The organism is Mucilaginibacter sp. P4_D1, from assembly GCF_056401935.1.
The window spans coordinates 57,019-79,250 of record NZ_JBFUIJ010000020.1 but is presented as its reverse complement, the minus strand read 5'-3'; the positions used below and the strand labels follow the sequence as shown (position 1 = coordinate 79,250).

The window sequence follows — 22,232 nt, the reverse complement described above, 5'->3', positions numbered from 1 at the left end:
ATAAAAACCGAAAACAAAACGGCTATCCTGCCAATATTTTACAAAAATCAATCACTTCCGATAGCTGCGTCTATGCGGTTACGGGGCTATTTGGCCTTTCGGCCGGAAGCCAGCTCCGGAGCTGGCTTTTTGCAAGGGATACCAAAAAAAACAGCAATGCCCAACCTGCAAAAGCAAACTTCGGGGCAGTGACGAACAGTGTCTCCAGGTAATAGCGTCCGTCCGCAACATGGCGGAAATTATGCAGGAGGATGGTATTCTCCGCAATATCCAGCAGACCTGCCAGTATTGCCTGGGGCAGATTCAGCCGCAGCAGGGTATTGAGCCAAAGCGCCTTCTCCTTTTGCATCCGGTCGTTGGAATGGAGCAATAGCAGGGAGACATAGCAAAAAATAAATAAAAAGTCCCAGTGCGTATTTCGTACTGCCAGCTCCAGCATAGTACCGTTCCGATAAGGCAGGCCGTTCCATGCTTTCAGTATGGTTTGCCCTTCTGCCTTGCCGGCTTTTTCTAGGCGGACGATGGTATATTGCTGCCTTGTTGCATATTTTAAGACATGCGCCTGGAAGCCCATCAACAGGACGAGGCTGATAAAAACGATCCAGAGGAGTATTTTCATGGCAATGGGTGTAATTGGTTAACAACATATACCTGTCCGTGCAGCGAGGGTTTCGCGTTGATGCAGTCGATAAAGGTTCGGCGGTCATCCGAAAATGTTTGGGCAAGGGGGTGCAGTTCGTCGGTCCAGCCCTTTTCCCCGACCGAACAGCGGGAATCGATTGGAATACTTTATTGCCAACGCCCGGCATTTTACAGAACAGGTCGCCGGTGCAGATGATCATTTCGTTAAACAGGAAAATCATGTATAGACGATATCTCGCTGAACATGCGCATCCAGTATGCCCCGCAATTGCATGGGGGGGTTTGAGCCAGCTGCCATGCCCGGGGAACATGCGGATAAATGGCCGGTACCACCTGAGCGGGTTTAAACCGAAATCCAGCCGGTGCGAAGGTAGCGCGTAGTCATATCCCTGTGTAATGATCGTAATCCCCGGGAATTTCCCGTTATTTGGATCCCCGGAGCCGCCGGTCAGGATGCCGTTCATCGATGCTCATCCGCCCATGTTGCGGCTGCTGGACATCTCACACGAAAAATTCTTTAAGATATGGCGGCTCGTACCGAAACTCCGCTGGATGATCGGCATACCTTCCCTGCTGCTGATCGTCGCGGAGATTTTTTTCTGCCGGCCTTTTATTCATGACTGGATCGAAATAGGCGGCATCGCAACGCTTATTTTTGGCGCCGTGCTTAGCCTGCAGCTTTTACTCAGCATTTTCTCGGTCAAAGTCAACCTGGTGAAGATGTTAAGCCTGTTCATCGTGCTGACGCTCGTTTGGCTACCGGCCCAGGTGCATTTGCTCATTTTTGACCGCTGATATTTGCACCGGGGAAAAAGGTGAGCCTATTTAAGCGTCCCATTTGAGCACATTGTCGAGTACATGATTATGCATTGTATGCGAAAAGATGCGGGTTTCAGACTTTAAAAGCGATTCATTTAAGCCAGTGATGCCGAAAATATAGACATTCAGGCTTTTTTGTTCCCCGGATGTCATAGGCGGTCCGCATAAAATCGGGCAGCGGCAGGTCCGCGGCGCTTTTAAGGGTCAGCAAAGCCAGCCTATGCCCCTGGGTACCGATCGCCGCATGACCGAAGCCAATCTCGAAAGGTATCCAGGGCGAATCAAAAGTAACCGCGGAAACGATAACTAGCATATGGGTGCTTTCCCGGATTCCTTTTTTTATACTTTCGGTCACCGCATGCGGATCTTTTGCAAGTGCGGCTTGCTGCAGGGCATCGTCGAATTCATCGAGGTAATAATCGATGCCCGCCTCACGGAGATAGTCGGCGATCTTCCTGGCGCTGGCTTTGTCCTCGCTTTTATAACTCAAAAAAACACACAGATCATTTCTGCCGTAACCTGATTCAAGCAGGGAGAAGGCCTTTTCCAGCTTGTTCGCTTTATTGATACCTTTCTTCATCAATAATTATTGGTCGCTCTATTCAAAGCGTCCATGATCTTGTCCTGTTCGAAAGCCGAAGCAAAGGCAACGTTACAAGCTAACAAGCCGGACGGTGTGGTATTGAAATAGCTAATCTTAATGGCAGCCAGCTTTAGTTTCGAGTCCCATTGTTTCGCCCTGTCGATTTCCCAGGCCATCCATTTACTCGTATATGATTTTGCGCCGATGATCACCAGCAGGTAGTTGGCGCTCTTCATCATTGTGGTCAGGGATTGTTTTATCTTGACGGCGTCATAGCTGTCAATGGGCACGTTCGGCGACCGCTGGTCAAATTCAAATTCGAATGAATCGTTCGCGTGCCAGGCCAGTAACAGGTTCTTGTACAGCAGATCTTCACTGTGGTCGTAGCTGATAAATACTTTTTTCTTTGCCATGTTTTTAGGTTAAAGTCACATTTATGTTCAGGCGCCGTGCTTCTTTTTGAAATTTTCTAAAATTTCAATTAGCTTCCAGTTTTGTTCATTAAAAGTGTGAAGGTCAAATGCCCCTTTTGAGAACGCTTGAATCTTATCGATTACCTGGTTAAGTTCCTCTCTCCGTTCCATGGCTAGGTAAACCTGCGCTAAGGTCTGGTAAATCCACTCTATATCAGGGTTCTCCTTAAAATTGTTATCCGCAATAAGCCCGAGACACCATTTTTCCACGTTTAACCTTACCCGGTTAGCTAACAGAAAGTAACTATAAGCTTCCATTCTATCGTCAGTAATACTTGCTTTCAGCGACAATTGGTAGGCGTAATTGATCCCGGTATAATAATCCTGCTGGATATAATAACCGCGTTCATAAAACCATAACGCCTTGTCCAAACATTTCAGGTTTCCGTTAATCTCATAAAGACGCTTATTGATCGCGCCTGACAAACCGAGCGTTTCTGCATCGGTAGTCGTTTCCGGATTCAGGTCGTCCAAAATCTTTTCGGCCTCTTCCAATGCCTTCACCGGGTTGGGCTTCCCTGCTTTGTACGTTACGAGTGCCAGCCGCTGCCGCAAAAAGGTATTGCCGGGCTCAAAATCAAGGCAAACTTTGTACAGCTCTGCAGCGATTTTTAATTCGTTTTTCTCTTTTGCCCTTTCCGCATCTTGTATAAGGTCAGAAAAGGACGGATCAATTGTTTTTTCTAATACAATGGGTGTAAGCGCAGCTTCCTCAAATTTGGGCGGGATCAGTTTTGGCAGGAAGGTATAGACCGGGCTGTCATTTTTTTGCGCATCAAGTATTGCCTGAACTTTTAATTTTAATGATTTTTTAAACCTGCGGGCCTCCGAAACCCCAATATCTGAGCCAAGGTGCTCGTACTTTTCTATAACCGTGTGGTTGGTATCGAATGGCGGGTCTAATTCTTTTTCCGATATCACGATCGTTGAAAATGGCCTTAAAGCATGCCTGACACCAAGTTCGTAAAGGGCATTCGGGTTTAGGGTGGAAATATCCGCTACAACTATATCGGCCTTGTATATCCACTCATACATTGGAACATCGATCGTTCCGGTATGCCTTATCTCTTTGGCCCTGAAACAATCGATCTTGAGCTCTTTAAAAACGGGCTTAATGAGGTTTTCGAAGGTCTTATCCAGGTCGAGCATCCTGTTGGTTGCATGGTCTTTTTTAGGCCCAAAGCCAATGATCACAAAACAAGTCTTTTTCATCAGCGGGCATTATTGATGGCGTTTACTATCGACAAATAAGTAAAAGACATGGCCCAGCTTGCCCCGATACCATACAATTCGTCGGGCGAGGGGTTTTCCCGGTCGGTTTTCACCGCAACTATTCTTTTTCCGAGCGATTCAGCTTTTTCAATTTCCCAGGCTACCCATTCACTTCGATAAGTTTTTGCACCGACGATCACTAAAAAATAGGTAGCATCGTTTATAGCTCTTGAAATGACAGATTTGATATACTTTGCCCTGGTGCTGTCGACAGATATATCGATAGAATGATCGTTTATCGAAAAGTCAAAGTCCCTGTGTTTATCCCAGGCCAGCAACAGGTTCTTATAATGCCGGTCATTATTATAATCGTAACTAATGAAAATTTTCTTTTTGGCCATGATCCAGGTTTTTGGGCGGATAAATGTAAGGAATATTTTCTACCGCGGATACAATACTATTTTTGCTCCGTCTGATAGTCAAAGCTTAAGCATGCGATCAAGGCAATTTTTTAATTTCTTTTATCGCATCTGCCAATACGTTTTTCTGCGATTGGTTAAGATAAAAATCATATTCCATCCTTTTGATATTTAAATGAAGGAAATTAACAAAAGGAATTTCCGGATGTTCCAGAATAAAAGTTTCCAAACCAATTTTGACGTTCTTTAGATTTTGTTTTGATGACATTCCAGCCTGTTAAAATCGTTCGAAGTAAACTCCGGACGCTTGGCCATTTCCAATAATTCGAGTAATTTCGGTATATAATCAGAGTTACTAAAATATTTTGCGAATTAAACCAAAAGGCGTCACAAGAAAACTTGCCACCAAACTTGGAGGGTATGATATTTTTATATCTTACCGGCACCTTGATGCTGAAGTTTATGCTGAAAATTTACATGAAGTTTTGGAGAAAAAGGGACTTATAGTTTTCCGTGACGAGTCGGAAAAAGATAATTCGGGAACTTCCATAGATGAATTTGTTAAACTAGCTTGTTCCGCCCGGTGCCTGGTTATGATTGTAACCGCAGGTGTTTATGAATCCGAAAATGTTTACGACGAACTTTCAGGATATTTAGCGAACCGGATCGATAAATGGTACCGAAGGCCCTTCTCGCGCATTATTTCGATCAATGTCGACCAGGCACTCAGCTCGGCCTCTTCCAGAAAGCCGAACTGGGGCAGACTTTCAAATTTTGTTTACGAACCGGATACACTGGCGGCATTACTCGAAGGGGTGCCAGATCCCAAAGTCATAAAAAAGCTTTCAGCTGCTGGTTCGTTTATGAACACATGGAGACGGTTTTTGATAACTATGCTGTTGTCAGTTGCCTTAATAATTCTTGTTGGAGCAGCCACGTTGGTTTATCAGAGCTCATTAAGGAACGAAATTTCATTTAAAGCAAACAGATTAAGTGCCATTAGCGATTCTACGAGAAGATTGTCTGCTAGTAATCAATTCTTGACACACAAAAACAAGTCTATTCAAAACAATTCGCTGAAACTTATGAAGACCAACTTTAGCCTGCACCATACTGCTGACAGCATAAGCCGGCAAGTTGACCTATTACAATCCCGATCTGACAATTTAAAAGACACGGAAAAGATGATGGATTTACGGATTGAAGCGATGAACCAAATAACCCACGAGCCGCTCATTGCGTTTCGCTTAGCCCAGCAGGCTTATACTATGAGTCCAGACTATGAAAACCGTAAATTAATAATGGGCGCYCTTTCTAAAATAGATCTATACTTCAAAAGCGCATTTGCGGGATATACCGTTGAGGATATTAAAGAGCCCTTTGTTTTATTAACAGAAGATTCGGGCAGCGGGAATAAAGAGTTCTTTATGTTGAACCTAACTAACCTTCATCTTGCTGCAATACCTATTTCTGCAGAAAAGGCCTGGATAATACTGGTTGATCATTCCTGGCGGCTGTTTGCAGAAACCTTTGAGGGAAGGGCTGGGAGTAAAATGCCGCTATTCCAACTCTGGAACGACAGAAATGAAGCAATAAGTGAAAAGGTACAAGCACACTTTTTAACAAGGGTCCAGTTTTTTGACCAAAAAAAAGTTAGTATTTATTTGAACAAGGAAGATAGTACGCTCATTTGGGACCTTGCTTCAGGCCAAAAAAATTACATAAAACACGAAACTGACAATTACCCGGCTACCGACGATCTCGGCCTCTATCAACCACTAGCAATACGAAACGATGGCTACTGGGCTGCCAAATACAATAATGAGTTAGTTTTGGTAAATAAAAGTGGGAAACTGGTAAAAAACACTGACACCAATGTTTCTTTTGACCGTTCTGAAACGGGCGGTCAGTGGTCGGATGATGAAAAGTATCTTGCTTTGGCAACTAACGGTGAAAATGAATTGGGAATTTGGGACCCAACAAAAAGGTATTTTAAATGGCTTAGTCACGACGGATGGATTACCGATTCATATACATGGAGTAAGGGCGATCATCTTTTGGCCTATTCCGGGAATACTATAAACGCGCTTGATTTCACAATTAAAGTTATCGATGTTGATTTTCCTGCCCAAATAAAAACTATTGACTATAATGGCAAAGCTCCTATTAAAAGCATGATCTTTTTATCAGGCAACAAAGATCTTGCTATTTGTGATTATGACGGAAATATTTGCGTTATCGACATAGCAACAGGATCGATCACAAGAAAAGCATATCAAAAAGGTGTTGAAAAATTGTATCGAATAAGAAATACGTTCATTTCATCCTCAGCAAACGATGTAAGGATATGGGAGGCTAAAAAATCGCCAGCTGAGTTCTGGTCTTTCCAATCCATGAAGAACAGACACTATATAGGTGCCGGGGCGGCAGACCCGCTGGACAAATGGCTTGCAGTTCCGTTCATAGATAAAGAAGTGACCTCGGGTATTGAAATAAGAAATATACAAACGGGCGAAACACGCAATTTATATTCATTCAATAAAGGTGCAGACGATATTGAATTTTCAACAGACGGGCGATGGCTTATTTTGGCAACAGGAGACACAGTTAGGATATGGAATACAAAATCATGGCAACTCTTTAATTTCCCCTTATTAGAAAATGACCGCCAATTTTTTAACTTGAAAATAAAAGGGGATACTTTGAATGCTCATGTCCTTGGAAAAAACCGGGAATATAATTATTCAATAGGTCTCAATAAACTGAGCCCATTCCTGATTAATCGGGCTTATTTTAAAAATAAAAACGAGGTGCCCTATAGAATTAGAGGTTTAGAAGTAGCTAAAGAAATCAAAGGTTGGGAATCTGATAATCTCTATAAGTTTCAAAATGCAGAATTATCTTCGACACCGAATTCGCACTGGGCAGTTTCAGCAAGATGCAAAGATTCTCCATTTTTGTCGGAAGACTGCGATGTTCAGTTTATACCAATTAATATTACCAAGTTAGTAGAATTGTTTGATAACCTTCTATGGAAACCTATTGAAAAAAAACAGGGTCCCGAGGCAGTCATTAAAATGAATCGTCGATTAAAAATAAAAATTCTGTCTTCTAAATTGCCTAAATAAAAGCTAATAACTACTATTCAGTATCATTTTTTCATTTCATCATTTTCAAAAACTTCCCACAATCAATATTAATTTTCAGCTCACTTTCCAAAAATGCAAATGGGGAATAKAATGCGCCAATGTTTCCATTATAATCTGCAGTAATGATCCTGGAACCATCGTTACTGGCAGCGATCCCGTTAACGATATTCGTGTTGCCGAGACCGGCCAGCTGGTCAAACTCGTATAGCTGCTTTCCGGAATAATCCCAGCAGATGATGTACCCTGACCAGGTACCGGTATAAATGACTTTGTTTTCTTTGTCGATATACAGTGACATCATTTCGTTCTGAATATTGTTATTGACTTCCAAAATGGGCTTCCGGTTATTGTTTACGTCCCAAATGCGCAGCATTTGCCCCGATAGCGTTACGAAACGCTTCGGTGAAAGCCAGGCCAGTGCATTGATCCGCTGTTTGTGTTCGAACGGGACTTGATTCGCGGGAGCTGCAAAGAGAATAGCCTTGTTTCCCGAAGCGATCAGCAGCCGGCCGTCGCCCCCGGAATAATCCATTGCTGTAATGGCGGCATTAAAGTAAATGGAATCCAGGCGCTGATTTTTATAGGACTGAATGAAGACCATGCCATCCTTACCTGCCGTATAGATCTTTTGATCACGGGCAGCAAGGGCGGTTACCGCGCTTGCCGTGTGCGTTTTTATAAATGACGGTTCCCCGATCTCCCCGCTAATGCTGACCGTCAGTGTTCCGCTTTCGCCCGAAAACGTGCAGAAGGCAAGCAGCATTTTTTCAGGATCCCAGGCCAGTTTACTGATACCCGCGCCTGCTATCTGCCTGGTGTGGAGCAGCTTCAGGTTAGTGTCCCATATCTTTATCGACCCCGTTACGCCGGAAGTAATAAAAAGATCCGTTGTACCTGTGTTGATTACAGCAGTTGCACCGGTAAAGTGAGCATACTTTACAATTTTATTAAAGAACCCTTTTAGGTACCAGTATTTTACAGTATTCGTATCGGCTGACGTTCCTGCATTCAATTCCCTTCGCCCAACCGTTATCGCATACCCCGCGTCCGGGGGAAGGTATCCGTCATAGAGTTCCGGCTTGTTGCCTTTTAATATCTTATTCACGTTTCCGTCCGCGGTCCACAAAACAGCGTTTCCGTCAAGGCTCGTCGTTAAAAAAGCGCCAGTGCTGTCTGCACAATGACAGGAGGTGATCATTTGCCGGTGGATAGGGTACAGCAAGTGCTCGTTGTTGCTTAAATAATCGAACAGCACCAGGTCCTCTCCTATTCCGATGTACATCATCCCTGTGGACTGGCAAAATCCAAAATAAGTGATGAATACGTTGGGTTTTGCTTTATAGATGGTTTTACCACTTTCAAGTTCGTAAATGCCAAATGCCGTCGCATAAAACGTACGCTTCGCTTTTTGCCAGCATTGGATACCTATGATCTTGTTGCTGTCCGTTTTCAGGACTTTAAGCGACAGCCCTGCGCGTGAAAAACTGCTGAGCCTGTTCTGCGCATCGCTCAAAACGACCGTGCTGCTGTCTCCCTTATACGAAATATGGTCAACCATCGCGGGCATATCAGCGGCGATCTGCTTTATCCCGGGACCATTCAAATCCACCAGTTTCAGGCCCGCCGCCGGATGCCTGAAATCTTTACTATCGTTTCCGGAGACCAGCAGGTAACGGGACCCTATCGCGGTAACTGCCGAAATCCGGCCGTTGAAGACTTTTATGGTCGCAATTAATTTTTTACCACCGGCGTCCCACAGCTTGATATTACCTTCGTCGTCGCCGGAATAAAGCAGATCTCCGGTCACCTGGCCGATCGCAGTGGTATTATTCCGGGACGCGCCTGCCAGATTTTTCCGGATCATCTCATCCGCAAATATTCTTCTTTTTATTTCGGCCAGGGAAGGGTTGCCCGGTGAAAAACACAAGCCGGCATAAACATATTGGATAGCTGACGTGGGATCCAGTTCATTGACTTGCAAGGCCTGTGTGGCGGCTTTGTTGGCTATATTCTCCCGTTCTATAGAATCTTTTTGGGTTTCAATAACTTTCGCGCGCTGATTGGCAATAGTGGTCTGGTACTCGGCCTCGACCCGCTGGCTATTGACTGTTTGATAGATTTTGACGATCAGGGAATCAGCCCGGGGAATTTTGTCAGGGGCGCACAATTTGTAGGCTTCAAGTTTTTTAAGGGCCAGGTCATATTTACCATTTGTGAAAAGGGACCGGGCCTGGTCATATATACCCGAACACGATTGCGCCGTGGCGGTCAGGCTCGCAAAAATTACGAATATCGTTAAGATCAAACTTTTCATTTCGTCGCACTTTGCCTGTTCAATTTTTCCATGCATTCCTGCAGCGCGCCTTCCACTTCTGCTTTTCGGCCGGCGATGGCCGGAATGCTACCAAAATCATGGTTTTTTAAGGTAGAATCGGCGCTCAAAAAAGCGGACCGGGCCAAATCGTATTCCTGGGCGTCAAGGTATACCCTGCCGTTACGGATATTGCGGTTGAACTCTTCGACTTTAAATTTCTTCAGGTTCTGAATTGCCGTATCCTTTTGAGCGACGGCTATTTTTCTTTCGGCCACGGCTGTTTTTTGCGCCGTATTTGCTTTCTGATATAAAATAAAGATAGCCACCGTCAGGCAAAGCAATAACAGTCCTATTACGGTGCGCACCGTCCGTGCATTTTTCTGACTTTTTAACTCGTCGGATTCCACCAGCCAGGGCTCCCTGTCTTCAATCCCGCCAATGATCTTGGTCATTGCAGTGGTAAAACCTGCTGCTTTGATATCCACTTCCCTCCCGTTTTCACTTTGCTTAACATAAGGCCGGAGATCGATCCATTCCGGGACTTGCTTGAACCGCCCGGTCAGTGTCTGCTGCGGCAGCGTGTTGGTGACTGCCCAGTCGAAATCGTTCTTTTCTTTATTCCACGCAAGCTCCCCCTCGGTCAGTACCACAAATATTTTTTTCAGACCATCCGTTTCTGCGTAGTTTTTTTCGATCCAGACAGCTATTTCATCAGCAACCCATCCCGAGGCGCCGGCCAGCGGGGAAGCAAAAAGAATAAAATAATCAGAACCCTTCAGTGCCTCTTCAATGCTGCTCCATAAATGCGGGCTGGCTTTCAGGTTCAATTCATCGCGGAAGACGTTCAGGTTTCTGGACAGTTTATACCAGGGGCGGCCAATAGTTTGGATCCCCTTTTGAATGGCCGGGGCGATAGCCCCGCAGTCGGTGTGCGAATAGGAAATAAATGCGTCAAATAATGGCTTTTGATGATGATCAGGCATAAGGCAGTTCAGGCAAAATTAATCCAATGCTGAATGTCAGCAATTTAAAGAAATTAAATCTAAATTTACCAAAATCCCATTAAACAGTAATCATTATATTTACGCTGCTAAATCATATCAATATGGCTAAATCTGGAGATTGGAAAGTGTTTTTAGCCCTTAAGGTATTTAACTGCCAAAAGTGTTATTGTCAAAACGCCGGCACTCCGGCAAATGTTCCCCTGTAAATGGAAAAGATCAAAGTTTTTTTTTCCAGCCGGGTCAATTCCGTCCTTAAAGGCCTGCCAGGCAATCCGACCCTGACAGACCTCAGGCACGCCCTTCTCGCTGACCTGGAGAAACAGACTTTTCTGGACCAGTTGGTACTGGAAGTCCTGATCAATGAAGAAAACTTCAACGCTTCCATCGCAACAAACGCATTCGAATCCTGTATGCGGGTATTGCGCGGATCCAATATTATCATCATACTTTACAACGGCGAAGCTGGCTGGTCGGTAGCCGGCGCCGAATCCACCAACGGCATTTGCCATGAAGAATTGCTGGCGGCTATGAACGAGTTTTCAGATATGACTTTTATGCTGGACCTGACGGCATTTGCGGACCTGCCCGCTGAGGGCGATGCCTTTGAACGGAACCTGGCATTTACGACAGATATTATAAATTCCTTTTTACCCCGGATAGCTGTTCCGGCAACGACGATGGCGGAACTGACAGCGAATTGCCTTACCCAAATCAAACAATACATTCTTGCCGCGATAAATAAAGCAATGACCACGCAAAAATCGATCGTGGCTGGTTCCAGCATTTTTGGTGAAACGCTGGATTGGAGTAAATTAAGTTATGCTGAGCGGAAGGAACAACTCGAAGAAAAAATGGAAGCGGTATTTGCGCCCTTAGCTACTTTTGCCCAGGTGATCAGGCAATATTACGGGATACCGGATCATATGTCGGTAGCCGAGGCCCGCAACCTGGTCGGGCGTCCCTTTTTAAAAGAGCAAGATCAAATCCTCGGGTCAGATTTAGCATGCGGCATTATTCATTTTGTAGGCGTCTATGGGAATGTGACCGAAGGACAGGCCAAAAATTTGGTAGGCTATCCGGATCTCACGGTCATTAAAGCGCCATTTGGCTTATACCTTTGGGAAAAGAATACCCACATCCAGCTATTTTTCCTTAAAGGCTGCATTAACCCGCAAACCGTTAAAACCCGGTTCAGCGAAGTGACCAACTGGTTGAGCGGTTCACGTGAACAGGGTAACATTATCGCACGTGCAAAAGCCCGCTACGCCATATTAGAAGTGATTAACAGCGTTAAAAACACAAAATAAATACAGCAAGCTCATGAATCAGGCAAAAGAACCTATCGCCGCCTTCAATATCGCTTTCGATGAACACGAAGCATTCAGTTACAACGTGTCCGCTGCAGCAACCAGCGAAGAAATTGCGGCGGCCCTTAAACTGCCAAATTATGAAACCGTCTTGTTGCTGTTTGGCGGAGCAGACACCCTCGATGAAACAAAAAAAAACCAGATCACAACGCTTTTTCAAAATGGCCTGATACCTGCCATTAAAGAAAAAAAAGGCGTCATCATCGACGGTGGCACCCGTGCGGGAATCATGCAGCTCATGGGCGCGTCTATAGCGGAAGATAATTATTGCCTTCCACTGGTCGGCGTAGTTCCGGAGCAACTAGTCAGCTATCCGGGCAAAGCTGGCGAGCACCTTACCCCACTTGATGAACATCATTCCCATTTCCTGCTGGTTACGGGCGGGACCCAGTGGGGCGACGAAACCAAAACCATGTTCAAACTGGCCCGGGCCTTAACCATAGGGCAAAAAAACAAACCTTCGGTGGCGGTTTTGATCGGCGGCGGATCAATTACTGCAAAGGAGGCCCTGAACGCCGTTCGTGAAGGCATTACCTTGATCATTATTAAAAACAGCGGCGGTTTTGCCGACACCCTCTTTGCGGCATGGGATAAAAAAAAAACGCCGCCGCCGGATAAAGCGATACGGGAAATCCTGCAGGACGGCGACCTTTTGTTTTATGACCTGGACGGCCCGCCAAAAATACTTAGCGAACAGATCGAACGAACACTGACGACCGACGCCATTTTATACAGCGCCTGGGTACAATTCGCCAAATTCGACCTGAATGCCAAACTACAACAGGACAAGCATAAAAGCTTTCAGAAAAATCTCATCCGGCTGGGCATCGCAGTCGCTTTGACAGCGACCTTGTATCATGTGTTATTTACCGGGACCAAACAGGCAGACTTCAGCGATTGGCAATGGTTCTTTTATGCGCTTAGCGTCACGCTCCCGGTCGTGCTCACCGTCGTGACCGTCGCCTCTCACAATTTCAAAAACGGAAAGAAATGGATCTTTTTCCGGGCCGCAGCCGAAAATTTAAAAAGAGAGATATTTGCCTACAGGACCCGGACCGGTGCCTACCGAAAGACCCCGGGCCCCCTTTTTGCTCAACGCCTGTCAGGGATTGTCACCAAAGCCATGGGGACAGAAATAAACAGCACCTATATTGAGCCCTACGACGCTGCTAAAGGATATCCGCCCAAAATGTACGGTGAAGAAGCCCTTGACGATGGCTTCAGCAAACTATCACCGGAAGACTATATCCGAATACGCCTGAAGGGCCAGGTCAGCTACTACGAAACAAAAACCTGCGAGCTCCGAAAAAAACTGGACTGGTTGCAATGGACCACATATATACTGGCCGGTGCCGGGGCGCTGCTTGCAGTTTTCGGCCAGCAGGTTTGGATAGCGGTGGCCACGACGGTTGGCACAACTATCAGCGCTTGGATCGGGCAGATGCAATGGGAAAATTCCGTCAGCACCTATAATCAAAATGCCGTCAACCTGAACGAAATTATGCTATGGTGGGATGGCTTGCCTCCCGCCGCGCAATCACTCATTGAAAACAGGGACGAACTGGTGCTCCGCACCGAAACGACTTTAAAAAATGAGTACGACGGCTGGGTGCAGCAAATGAAACAATCGCTGGACAAACTGGATAAGAAAAATGAAAAAGAGAAGGCCACAGGTAAAATGGCTTGACTAAATTTTATGCCTTCATGCCTGGTGGGGCATCGTTTTAAGGGTAGAGCTGTCATAAAATCATAAAAAAAACAATGAAGGTATTTATATCATGGTCCGGTGACACAAGCAGAGCCATTGCACGGCAAATTCAGGACTGGCTTGGCATTGTAGTTCAAAAAGCCGATTTCTGGATTTCACAAAGAGATATCTCACCGGGCGAAAGATGGGCCCTAGTATTGAGCAATGCTCTTGAACATTGCAACATCGCAATTATTTGCGTAACCCAGGAGAACAAGAATTCGCCATGGATTCATTTCGAAGCCGGCGCAATCGCCAGGCCGGTTGATGGTAAAGTAATCCCCCTTCTTTTTGACATTACAGCGAGCGAGCTTGATGGTCCGTTATCCCAATTCCAATCAGTTTCGCTGGATCAAAGCGGAATGGAGAAACTTGTTGGCATACTGCATGAAAATACTGGCACCGAATTAGAAATTAACCAACGTGAGAAATTATTTTCGGTAATGTGGCCAACGCTACGAGAGCAAGTTGATAACATTGTAAAAAGCCAACAGCAGGGGGGAATAATTGAACACTCCGCGGACGTAGTTGACGAAATTATCGAAGGAAGCAATAATTTAATACTTACCTACGAGAATTCACGGATAATATCCAATTTTGAAAAAGAAAATAAGCGGTTGCAAAACGAGCTGGAACTACTAAAACTGGAAGATGAAAAACTAACGCTTCGAGATGCCCCGTTAAGCATGGACCAGGCTATTGGGATTACAGAGGATCGTCTAAACATTTTGCAGGTTACAATCGAAAAAGTCCTTGATCAGACCTTTCAACAACTCACTCCGTCACAGGCCAGTTTATTATTTTCCCTGTTTTTTGATGGCAAACGGATTCTGCGTTCCAAGGACGAATATCCATTATCTGCCAAAAACGATCTGGACGTTCTTGAGAAATATTCACTGGTTCAATTTGATGGGAATCAACTACAGATTGGCCATGAGTTGGTTGCACAATACCTCGAGAAAAAAAAAAACGGTTTGAAATAAAGTTAAAAGTTACATTTGCTTTGCAAACCTAAACCTATCACCATGGCAAGAAGATGTTACATATGTTTCAAAACTGAAGACCGCGAGTATAAACGCGTCATCTTGGAGGATCTGGAGCTCGACTCGATCGACCACTCGCCTGTAAAATGTTATTTGATATTTTCCAGCGCAGGCGTAATCGGGAGGTGGTTTTTGTTAGCCGACTCGATAAATTTCAGATCGCCGGGGTCGCTTAAAGCCGCATATTCGCTGGTATCGATCTTCTTTAAACGGATATGTTTCCTCTTACCGGCGCTCTCTTCGGTCAACCGCTGGAGATTAATGCCCTGACCTGGCTCTCGGACACAAGGTTCGTCACCTTGTCCGGGCACATGCTCCGGATCTGGGATATTCAGGTCATTAGCTGGGATTATGCGGGTAAGCAGCTCTTCGAATTTGACCTCACCGTCTTGCACATGCAAAACAGGATCCCCGGCATCGCGCTGAATGCGGACCGCAGCAGAATCATCACGGCGTATAGCAACGGCAACCTGTCGGCGTTCTACGCGCCCCTGGGCTTTCTCCGGCAGCAGCTTGGCCTAAGTATGGACTGCGACCCCTATCTGAAGCTTATTGAAATGAATTGCATTTATGTGAATTTAGCGTTAAATTTACATAGGCAAATCAAACCAGGACCGTCCTCCCCCTTTTTGATGATGAACCGTTGCTGGCCCGTTTGCGGGTAGGATCATTGTTTTTCGAGTCGCAGACCTTGAATCAATTTTTCAACAGACTTCCTGAACTCAACTTCAGAAGACCAATTTGAGAAATTCGGAATGAAATAGGAACGAACATATTTCGCTAAATCAGTTCCTGATTGGATTTTCCAGAGCCAATGATCACCGCGTTCTGGAAAAGGAGTTCAGGGTGTTCCGTTACACTTTGACCATGCTAAATAGCTGAATTAAAATTGTCATAACTATTATTCAACAACACCACTAATTGATCTAATTCGCACGGAAGAGCATGGTCAAGCATGGCGGAATGTCCAGTATGAATTCGATATGCCGACCTATTAATAATTGAAATTAGCTTTTGGTTCTAATTTCATGCGTGCCTGTGTTTAGTTTTATGTCGTTTAACTTTAACAAGCTTGACCGGGTTAGGCCTTAATTGAATCGCTGCCAGGAATTTGGCGGCTGCTGGTGTCAGTTGTCTTTTACTTCGAATAGTTGTTAATAAAGCAATGAGCCTTGTACGTAAAGAAATATTTTGGTCACCAGTCCAGATCACAATGTTTTCTTTGGAATAAAAATTACTTAGGGCGGCGTCATAACTATTGTTGTAAAGATCAGATAGGATCATCACTACATTTGACAATTGATTGCCATTGTTAATCTGATTTAACTCCTTGGCTTTTACTTGCGCATTATTGATTTGCTTTAGGTATAAATAGTTTAAAGCCATATAATAGGTGATCACTGTTTGACTATACAGCAAATCGGGGTTATCAGGGTTTTTTTTCTCATATTTTAGAATTAGATCGTTGGCCGCATTAAGATACTCGAGGCTGCTATTGTAGTTTTTGATCAAGTCCCTGTAGTATATAGAATAATTGATCAGTTTTTCACTTATAATAAGAGCGGATCGCATATCACTCGTATCTAAGATTTGTACCTGTATCCGGGCATCCTGCAAAAGTTGCTCCCCCTTTCGCAGAACTTTTGCTTTTTCCTCATCATCCGATTCATCTAAAAGCGTGCTTTTACGAAGTATCAAACGGTTATACAGTTGCTTGATATATTGTTGTTGAGGAATGGTCAAGTGCTTGAAGGCTGGATTAGATGCCAACCGATTGTACCTGTTTGCTATTTCTTTAAAGGCGCGGTCAAGATTATGCAAATAATCATCGTCATGAAGATAAGCATTTGAATCCGGCATATTGCTAATGTAATCAAATGTTAACTGGTAAGATCTGATAATATCGGACGTTGTGTCAGAAAAGTCCTTAACAAGTGGGTTAGACTGATCCAGGCCCGCGTTGTAATAATCAAATGGAGAAAATCTATTGAGCCTATTTTCTTTATAAAGACGTGCGATGTTATTTGTACTCCAAACGTACATCTCGCCTTGGGCTGTTGTGGTAATTAATTCATCTTCCGTTTTGGAGAATGCTGTCATGACTACGGATGAGGTCATCCCTTTTAATGCAGCGATCTTTTTTCCTGTCGCCAGTTGCCAAAGAATTGCATAATGATCACGACTACCGCTTAATATGTATTTTCCGCTTGCTGAGATGGCTATGCTTAAAATATTATCGGAATGTCCTTTTAATATGTAAAGCGGCTTCGACATCATAATACTATCAGCGACCCTGCTTTGAAACTCCTTATCTGGAACTACAGCTGACAGGAAGTCTAGTCCTCTAAGTGCTGGTAACCTCCAAACTTCAACCTCATTCTTTGTATTACCCGCCACCAGGTATTTATTTGCAGTATCTATAGCAATTGCATTAGCAGCAGTATATAACTGGTGGTTGGATGGAGGCAGTACAAGTATAACCTTTGTTTTGGAAATATCATCCCGGTCGATCTTGTAAATGATCTTATAACCCGTGGTAAATGAAACTGCCAAATGCGATGGGTCCCTTAAGAACGCCGCTGCCACTACTTCTGAATGTTTAACCGGATTAAATACCGGTAGGCTGATGATCTTCTTGGGATTTTCAAACTCCAGTAAATCTTTACCTACCAATATCCACCGGCCATTATGCGAAACAGCAGTGGTGGGTTGTTTATTGCCGATCTGGTCCTGGAGTATTATTTTTTTATTTTCATCACGAACTTCAAGGTATTTCCCGGTGTGCAGCATGAAATAAACTTTTTTGTTTCTGGTGAAACGGTGCAGGCATTCACCCATGAATATGTCTTTATTCGAATCAATCAGCCTTGATTTAATGTCCCAGTTGACAAAAGCATTACTACCCAGCACTGATAGCTTATCGTGATCGATTGCAACTTCACTGATTTTAGAGGGCTGATAAAAGATTCCCAAAAGAGACGGTGTGGTCGATGCGCGAAATCCATCAGCAAACGCTTTAAAATCGGCATCATTCCCGTGGTCGTCCAGCCAGCTTTGTGCAATCAGGAAACTGAGTTGTGGATTAGTTCGACGGGTGATGCGTGCTATGTCCAACGTTTGTTGTTTTTCCCTGTTTGCTTTTGCCTGTAACAAATTATAGCCAATTGCACCAAAAATGATAAAAAGAACAATGCCCACGCCGATCCATAGCATTCGATTGAGCTTATTCTTTTCCTGCCGTGCAAGTAGCGCGGCCGCTAAGTTTTGTTGCTCTTTTTCCGCCTGTTCAAGCGCTTTGATCTTCAGCTTGTCCTCCAATACCGGTTTAATAAAGCGATCATGGCAAAGTTGAATATATTTTTCATTATCGGCCGAAATTGAACGCACCAAACCTGCCGATAGCAGCGTTGCTACAGCAATTTGACTTTCGCCTTTATTTGGATCAGAAACCAACTTTTCTTCATTTACAAGATTACGATGATCTCCGACAACCAATTCTTTAACGATCTTTTTATGCACCTTATCCAATACTTCTTCTGTGATCGCAGGAAATTTCACCGATAAGACCTCATTTACATTCGTCCAGCTGGTTATGTAAAAATTATTGATAATATCCAGTATGTCGGGAATGTCACTTTTCGCGACTTTCAGCGTTGAGTATAATAGTTTTAGTTTTGGCCGGTGGATGATATTCCGTTCAATATTGCTGCAAACGATCTGGATCTCTATAGGATCAACCAGGTCGGTATCTTTATCCTTTAAAGCCAGGATTAGGTCATCCACCAATTGTTCATTATCAAACTGGAACGGTGGTGATTCAAATTCACCTTCTGCCTGGCAAGGCCTCATAAATGCAAGTTTAGCATTGGGAGTGGTTAACGAACGCAGGTAAAAATCATTCTTATAAATATCGGGCAGTATGTCTGACAGATAGGTTATTGTTCCTAACTTGTCTTCCCGGACAACAAACACCAGTTTTACATTAAGGGGTTCCATCAGGAACCGGATTTCCCGGTTATATACTTCCCGTTGTACCGGGGTTAGTTCCCGGTCTGTTAACATTTCATCGAGCTGGCGCTGCATGCGGTCATAATAGGTTTGAGGGATATCGAGGCTCATCAGGTCCCCTACTTCCTTTTTAAACGTTTTAATGACCGGGCTGGCAAACGTCTGAAATTCCTCGAATTGGTCAAAGATCAGCAGTAAGCGCGGCTGCCTTGCGCCAGCCTCTTTGTTCTTTGATATTTTTTTTGCGATCAGCCAAAGGCTTTCCTCCGCTCCTTTTAAAAACGGCAGTTCATCACCCGGATCTAAACCAGTTTTTAATGAACTAATAATATCCTGCACAAGCGCATTGCTGTTTTTAGGGTCAAAATCATCCGACTTTTTGAGCGCAAAACTCCGCTCATCAAATTTAAATATCCTGGTGACCAGTTCAGGTTGAAGGTTACGAAGCAGGGGCAACAAGCCCGCCCTGATCAATGAGCTTTTTCCTGTTCCCGATTCGGCGTGCAATACAAGGGTCTGGCCAACCATGATCTGCGTATATAACCTTTGCGAATCCTCGCTCCTGCCGCAGAATATATTCGCATCTTTTTCTGAAAAATAATTTAAGCCAGGATAGCGAAGTTTTTTTCCAGCCATATCAGTTCGCAGTTAATTTGGTGACCACTTCATTTATAAATTTCTCATATTTATCTTTTTTTCCTTCGATTATATCCAGCTCGCCTGCCGCATTCGTGAGGATATCTTTATACTGCAAAGAGAAGTTCACTCTCTCGGTTACCAATTCGATGAACGAATCTATAAACCTGTAGATATCTATCGCCTGTGCTAGTTTTTTCTTATCTTCAAAACCTCCTTTTTTTAACAATCTCTCACATTCCGACCTCCAAAATAAAGCATAGGTGCTTTCAGATTCTGTACTTACGTTATCGGCATTGATCACTTTGGCAGCATCTTCAAGTAAAACAATGTACGTTCGTTTGTCGGGATCATTATAGTCATTGACCCGAAGCGCCTCTGTCATACAATACCTTGACCTCAGATATTTATCGCTAACAACGAGGAATACCGTTTTACCAGTACCGATCATGTGCATAAAGGAATTTATGCTGTCACCATAGTGCAGGTCAGAATGATCACTGAACAATTTAAATGTGTCAGGAAGCTTTTTCATGAAGCTTTTCTCGATAAGATCCACGATGAAGGCTCTGTCAGCCTGTTCAGGCCCGTTCCAGGCGTAAGAAACAAACGCGCTGTATCTCCCACGCGTGTCAGCTGCGCGTAATTGGCTTTCGCATCTGATCAGCAATTCATGAATAAATTGAGCCGGCGTGTCAGCTGTGAAATCCATGCTAAAGGTTTTCTTCATTAGGATGCTCACATGGTCATCCTCTTCTATGTTCGGGGTACAAACATTAACTTTGGGTGCCAGGCCAAGTTTGTGACATATCAGCTGATAATACCACGAATCAAAATTGAAGCCTAAGAATATAAAGCTGTTAGCTGTATTTAACAGATACTGCTCCAAATTCCGTGGCAAGGATAATGGCGGAAGGAGTTGCGCTATAGTTTGATATAATTTATTATGATCAAAGATTAGCGATTGAGGGAACTCGATGGAACCAAAGATATTATAGATCAACGGGCATTCTTTTGTCGGAACGTTTACTTCCGCCTTCAAATTTACATTTGTGGCAGAAAAATACGCCTCCTCGAATTTATACCCTTTTTTGCGATAAACGTTATTTAACGCCTCGTCAGGACACACATTGATGATCAGTGAAAAAGGAATTCGCGAGATCATTTCGAGCAGCATGGGGTCTCCGACTTTTTTGTAGAAGTCCATGATCTGGCTCATCACTAATCGCCGTTCAATATCGTCGTTGAAATGAAAAAGGTTATCCCTGTATAAATACTTTGAATTATTGGTGGTGTCATCGACAATTTCCCTGAACCTTTTTTTGTAACCGACCCCATTTTCATTGATAGAAAGTTCTGGTCCAAGGATAAGTACGCACTGTCCTGTCCTTCTTAAAATGTCATCACTTATAGTGGCATACAGAAACTCTGAAAGTTGCTGTATTTCCGTCGGTTTAGGTTTACTTTCGGGACTCATTGAATTGGTTTAGAATAAGTTGTAATTTAAATAAATAAGATTAATAATTGCAAGTAGGTCGCTAAAAAAAAAAATAATTTCCCGGTTCCGAGCCCTCCACACACCCGTTTTATTGGTGCTTATTGTATTTTTGGAGATGACCAAGGGGATCAATAAAGCCATTGGCAGTAAAGCACACCTGTAATTTTTGAAAGCGATGAGGTTCGAAACCGGCCCTGCGATTTTCTTAGCCATAAAAGGGTGGATAAACCGAGATGCCGCGAGATCGCAGCGTATCTTAGCCAGGCAGATATCCAATATTATCTTTACGAGGAGGCCGCTGATTACTTCGGCTGCTTCTTCAGTGGTGTTGTCGCGGGACTGGCCGCCCCAGAACCAGGACAGGTTAAACGTAAATTTGGATTCGAGAGGGTTGTTGGGGTTCAGTTCGCGTTTGAAGGCGACGTTGCCGTCGAGATTCAGGTTGAAGCGCTGCGAGAAATCCGCAGTTTAAGAGCTACGCGTCCAGCTATTATCGTATTTATATTCAAAACCAAGTGTGGCGGATTGTTTTCCGGCCTTAAAAGTTTTGAATTTAAGATCAAGGTTGCGAACGAAATCATACCGGCCGGGTGCGGCATTCAGTAGCGTGGAGCGGAACTGGGTGTAGGCATCATTGGTTAGTTCAGGGTTATCAACTACTTTGGCGAGTAGTTTCTTTCCGAGGGAGCCTACGCCGTGCCCCTGCCCCATCGTGATGAAGGGAAGACAAGTGCTGACTATGAGGGCGGCGATCAGATAAAGTTTCTTCATGCGGTACCGATTTTATAAGCTAAGGCGATGGTATCGGACAGGTTGATCACGGTCTTTTCGGCGGAGATCAGGACAAGTGATCATCGCGGCAACGGCTTTGTCGGCATCATATCCCGACCGGTACGGCGCCTGGAAGGTGCGGATGAAAATATTATTGAGCGTTTTAGCGAGCCTAGTAGCATCATTCAGTTGCAGTGCCGGCGTCTTGGTGGTATTTAAAAACTGGAGGTCCTGCATTTTGAGTGGGCCAGCGTCGGCGAAATGTACGCTTTGATCATTCTTTTCAAGGTCTACCAATGTGGTATAAACGCTGATGCAATTGTCGGAGTCTTCTGACCAAGCCATAGGCGGGTGTGGGTTAAGGCCACCGATTTAAAAATGATGTCTTTGACCTGCTGCGCTTTCAGTTTAGGGTAACATTCACGGATCACCGCGGCCAGGCCGGCGACCACGGAGTTTTATTTTTTCAGCGCCGGGCGGTATGCAAAAAGTTAATTTGTTTATTGCGCCCGATAAGATATATTTGGCTACCGATGACCCTATCATT

17 protein-coding genes are annotated in these 22,232 nt (G+C 44.3%); 6 read left to right on the top strand and 11 right to left on the bottom strand.

What is annotated here, in order from left to right; translation table 11 throughout:
- Positions 1-70: 70 nt before the first annotated feature.
- Positions 71-619, bottom strand: a complete 549-nt coding sequence (locus tag AC1DV1_RS17850; RefSeq protein ID WP_477361630.1) for a hypothetical protein — start codon at positions 617-619, stop codon at positions 71-73.
- Positions 620-1,038: 419 nt separating this feature from the next.
- On the opposite strand from AC1DV1_RS17850, the gene AC1DV1_RS17845 reads away from it, so the two are divergent.
- Positions 1,039-1,437 carry a hypothetical protein gene (locus AC1DV1_RS17845; protein WP_477361628.1) on the top strand — a complete coding sequence of 133 codons (399 nt, stop codon included), beginning with the start codon at positions 1,039-1,041 and terminating at the stop codon, positions 1,435-1,437.
- A gap of 115 nt (positions 1,438-1,552) precedes the next feature.
- Here AC1DV1_RS17845 and AC1DV1_RS17840 read toward each other — a convergent pair whose 3' ends face one another.
- From AC1DV1_RS17840 to AC1DV1_RS17825, 4 genes are read right to left on the bottom strand one after another with little or no spacing between them, the layout of a single operon-like run.
- A complete protein-coding gene (locus AC1DV1_RS17840) occupies positions 1,553-2,041 on the bottom strand; it encodes a toll/interleukin-1 receptor domain-containing protein (RefSeq protein ID WP_477361626.1) in 489 nt (162 codons plus the stop codon).
- On the bottom strand, positions 2,041-2,457 hold the full coding sequence (locus AC1DV1_RS17835) for a TIR domain-containing protein (protein ID WP_477361624.1): 417 nt from the start codon (positions 2,455-2,457) through the stop codon (positions 2,041-2,043). Before AC1DV1_RS17835 ends, AC1DV1_RS17840 begins: the two co-directional genes overlap by 1 nt.
- Positions 2,458-2,484: 27 nt before the next feature.
- Complete coding sequence (locus AC1DV1_RS17830; protein WP_477361622.1) at positions 2,485-3,729, bottom strand: tetratricopeptide repeat-containing protein; 1,245 nt, start codon at positions 3,727-3,729, stop codon at positions 2,485-2,487.
- Positions 3,729-4,130: a TIR domain-containing protein gene (locus AC1DV1_RS17825; protein ID WP_477361620.1), complete on the bottom strand. Its 402-nt coding sequence runs from the start codon at positions 4,128-4,130 to the stop codon at positions 3,729-3,731. Before AC1DV1_RS17825 ends, AC1DV1_RS17830 begins: the two co-directional genes overlap by 1 nt.
- Positions 4,131-4,513: 383 nt before the next feature.
- Here AC1DV1_RS17825 and AC1DV1_RS17820 point away from each other — a divergent pair, with 383 nt between their 5' ends.
- Positions 4,514-7,276, top strand: a complete 2,763-nt coding sequence (locus tag AC1DV1_RS17820) for a toll/interleukin-1 receptor domain-containing protein (RefSeq protein WP_477361618.1) — start codon at positions 4,514-4,516, stop codon at positions 7,274-7,276.
- A 31-nt stretch (positions 7,277-7,307) separates the two neighbouring features.
- Here the strand turns inward: AC1DV1_RS17820 and AC1DV1_RS17815 are convergent, their stop codons facing one another.
- Complete coding sequence (locus tag AC1DV1_RS17815) at positions 7,308-9,611, bottom strand: WD40 repeat domain-containing protein (RefSeq protein WP_477361616.1); 2,304 nt, start codon at positions 9,609-9,611, stop codon at positions 7,308-7,310.
- Positions 9,608-10,594: a toll/interleukin-1 receptor domain-containing protein gene (locus AC1DV1_RS17810; RefSeq protein WP_477361613.1), complete on the bottom strand. Its 987-nt coding sequence runs from the start codon at positions 10,592-10,594 to the stop codon at positions 9,608-9,610. Before AC1DV1_RS17810 ends, AC1DV1_RS17815 begins: the two co-directional genes overlap by 4 nt.
- Positions 10,595-10,821: 227 nt before the next feature.
- On the opposite strand from AC1DV1_RS17810, the gene AC1DV1_RS17805 reads away from it, so the two are divergent.
- The 4 genes from AC1DV1_RS17805 to AC1DV1_RS17790 all read left to right on the top strand — a co-directional run bounded on the left by AC1DV1_RS17805 (position 10,822) and on the right by AC1DV1_RS17790 (position 15,437).
- A complete protein-coding gene (locus AC1DV1_RS17805) occupies positions 10,822-11,922 on the top strand; it encodes a hypothetical protein (protein ID WP_477361611.1) in 1,101 nt (366 codons plus the stop codon).
- A gap of 13 nt (positions 11,923-11,935) precedes the next feature.
- Complete coding sequence (locus tag AC1DV1_RS17800; RefSeq protein WP_477361609.1) at positions 11,936-13,669, top strand: DUF4231 domain-containing protein; 1,734 nt, start codon at positions 11,936-11,938, stop codon at positions 13,667-13,669.
- 74 nt (positions 13,670-13,743) lie between these two features.
- Positions 13,744-14,712, top strand: coding sequence for a toll/interleukin-1 receptor domain-containing protein (locus tag AC1DV1_RS17795; RefSeq protein WP_477361607.1), 969 nt, complete (start codon positions 13,744-13,746; stop codon positions 14,710-14,712).
- A 275-nt stretch (positions 14,713-14,987) separates the two neighbouring features.
- A complete protein-coding gene (locus AC1DV1_RS17790; RefSeq protein WP_477361605.1) occupies positions 14,988-15,437 on the top strand; it encodes a hypothetical protein in 450 nt (149 codons plus the stop codon).
- A 361-nt stretch (positions 15,438-15,798) separates the two neighbouring features.
- Here the strand turns inward: AC1DV1_RS17790 and AC1DV1_RS17785 are convergent, their stop codons facing one another.
- From AC1DV1_RS17785 to AC1DV1_RS17770, 4 genes are all read right to left on the bottom strand, one after another.
- Entirely contained in the window at positions 15,799-19,416 is a 3,618-nt protein-coding gene (locus AC1DV1_RS17785; protein ID WP_477361603.1) for a WD40 repeat domain-containing protein, read from the bottom strand.
- Position 19,417: 1 nt separating this feature from the next.
- Positions 19,418-20,893: a toll/interleukin-1 receptor domain-containing protein gene (locus tag AC1DV1_RS17780; RefSeq protein ID WP_477361601.1), complete on the bottom strand. Its 1,476-nt coding sequence runs from the start codon at positions 20,891-20,893 to the stop codon at positions 19,418-19,420.
- Between the two features lie 489 nt (positions 20,894-21,382).
- On the bottom strand, positions 21,383-21,685 hold the full coding sequence (locus AC1DV1_RS17775; RefSeq protein ID WP_477361599.1) for a hypothetical protein: 303 nt from the start codon (positions 21,683-21,685) through the stop codon (positions 21,383-21,385).
- A gap of 12 nt (positions 21,686-21,697) precedes the next feature.
- On the bottom strand, positions 21,698-22,030 hold the full coding sequence (locus AC1DV1_RS17770; RefSeq protein WP_477361597.1) for a hypothetical protein: 333 nt from the start codon (positions 22,028-22,030) through the stop codon (positions 21,698-21,700).
- Between the last annotated feature and the right edge of the window lie 202 nt (positions 22,031-22,232).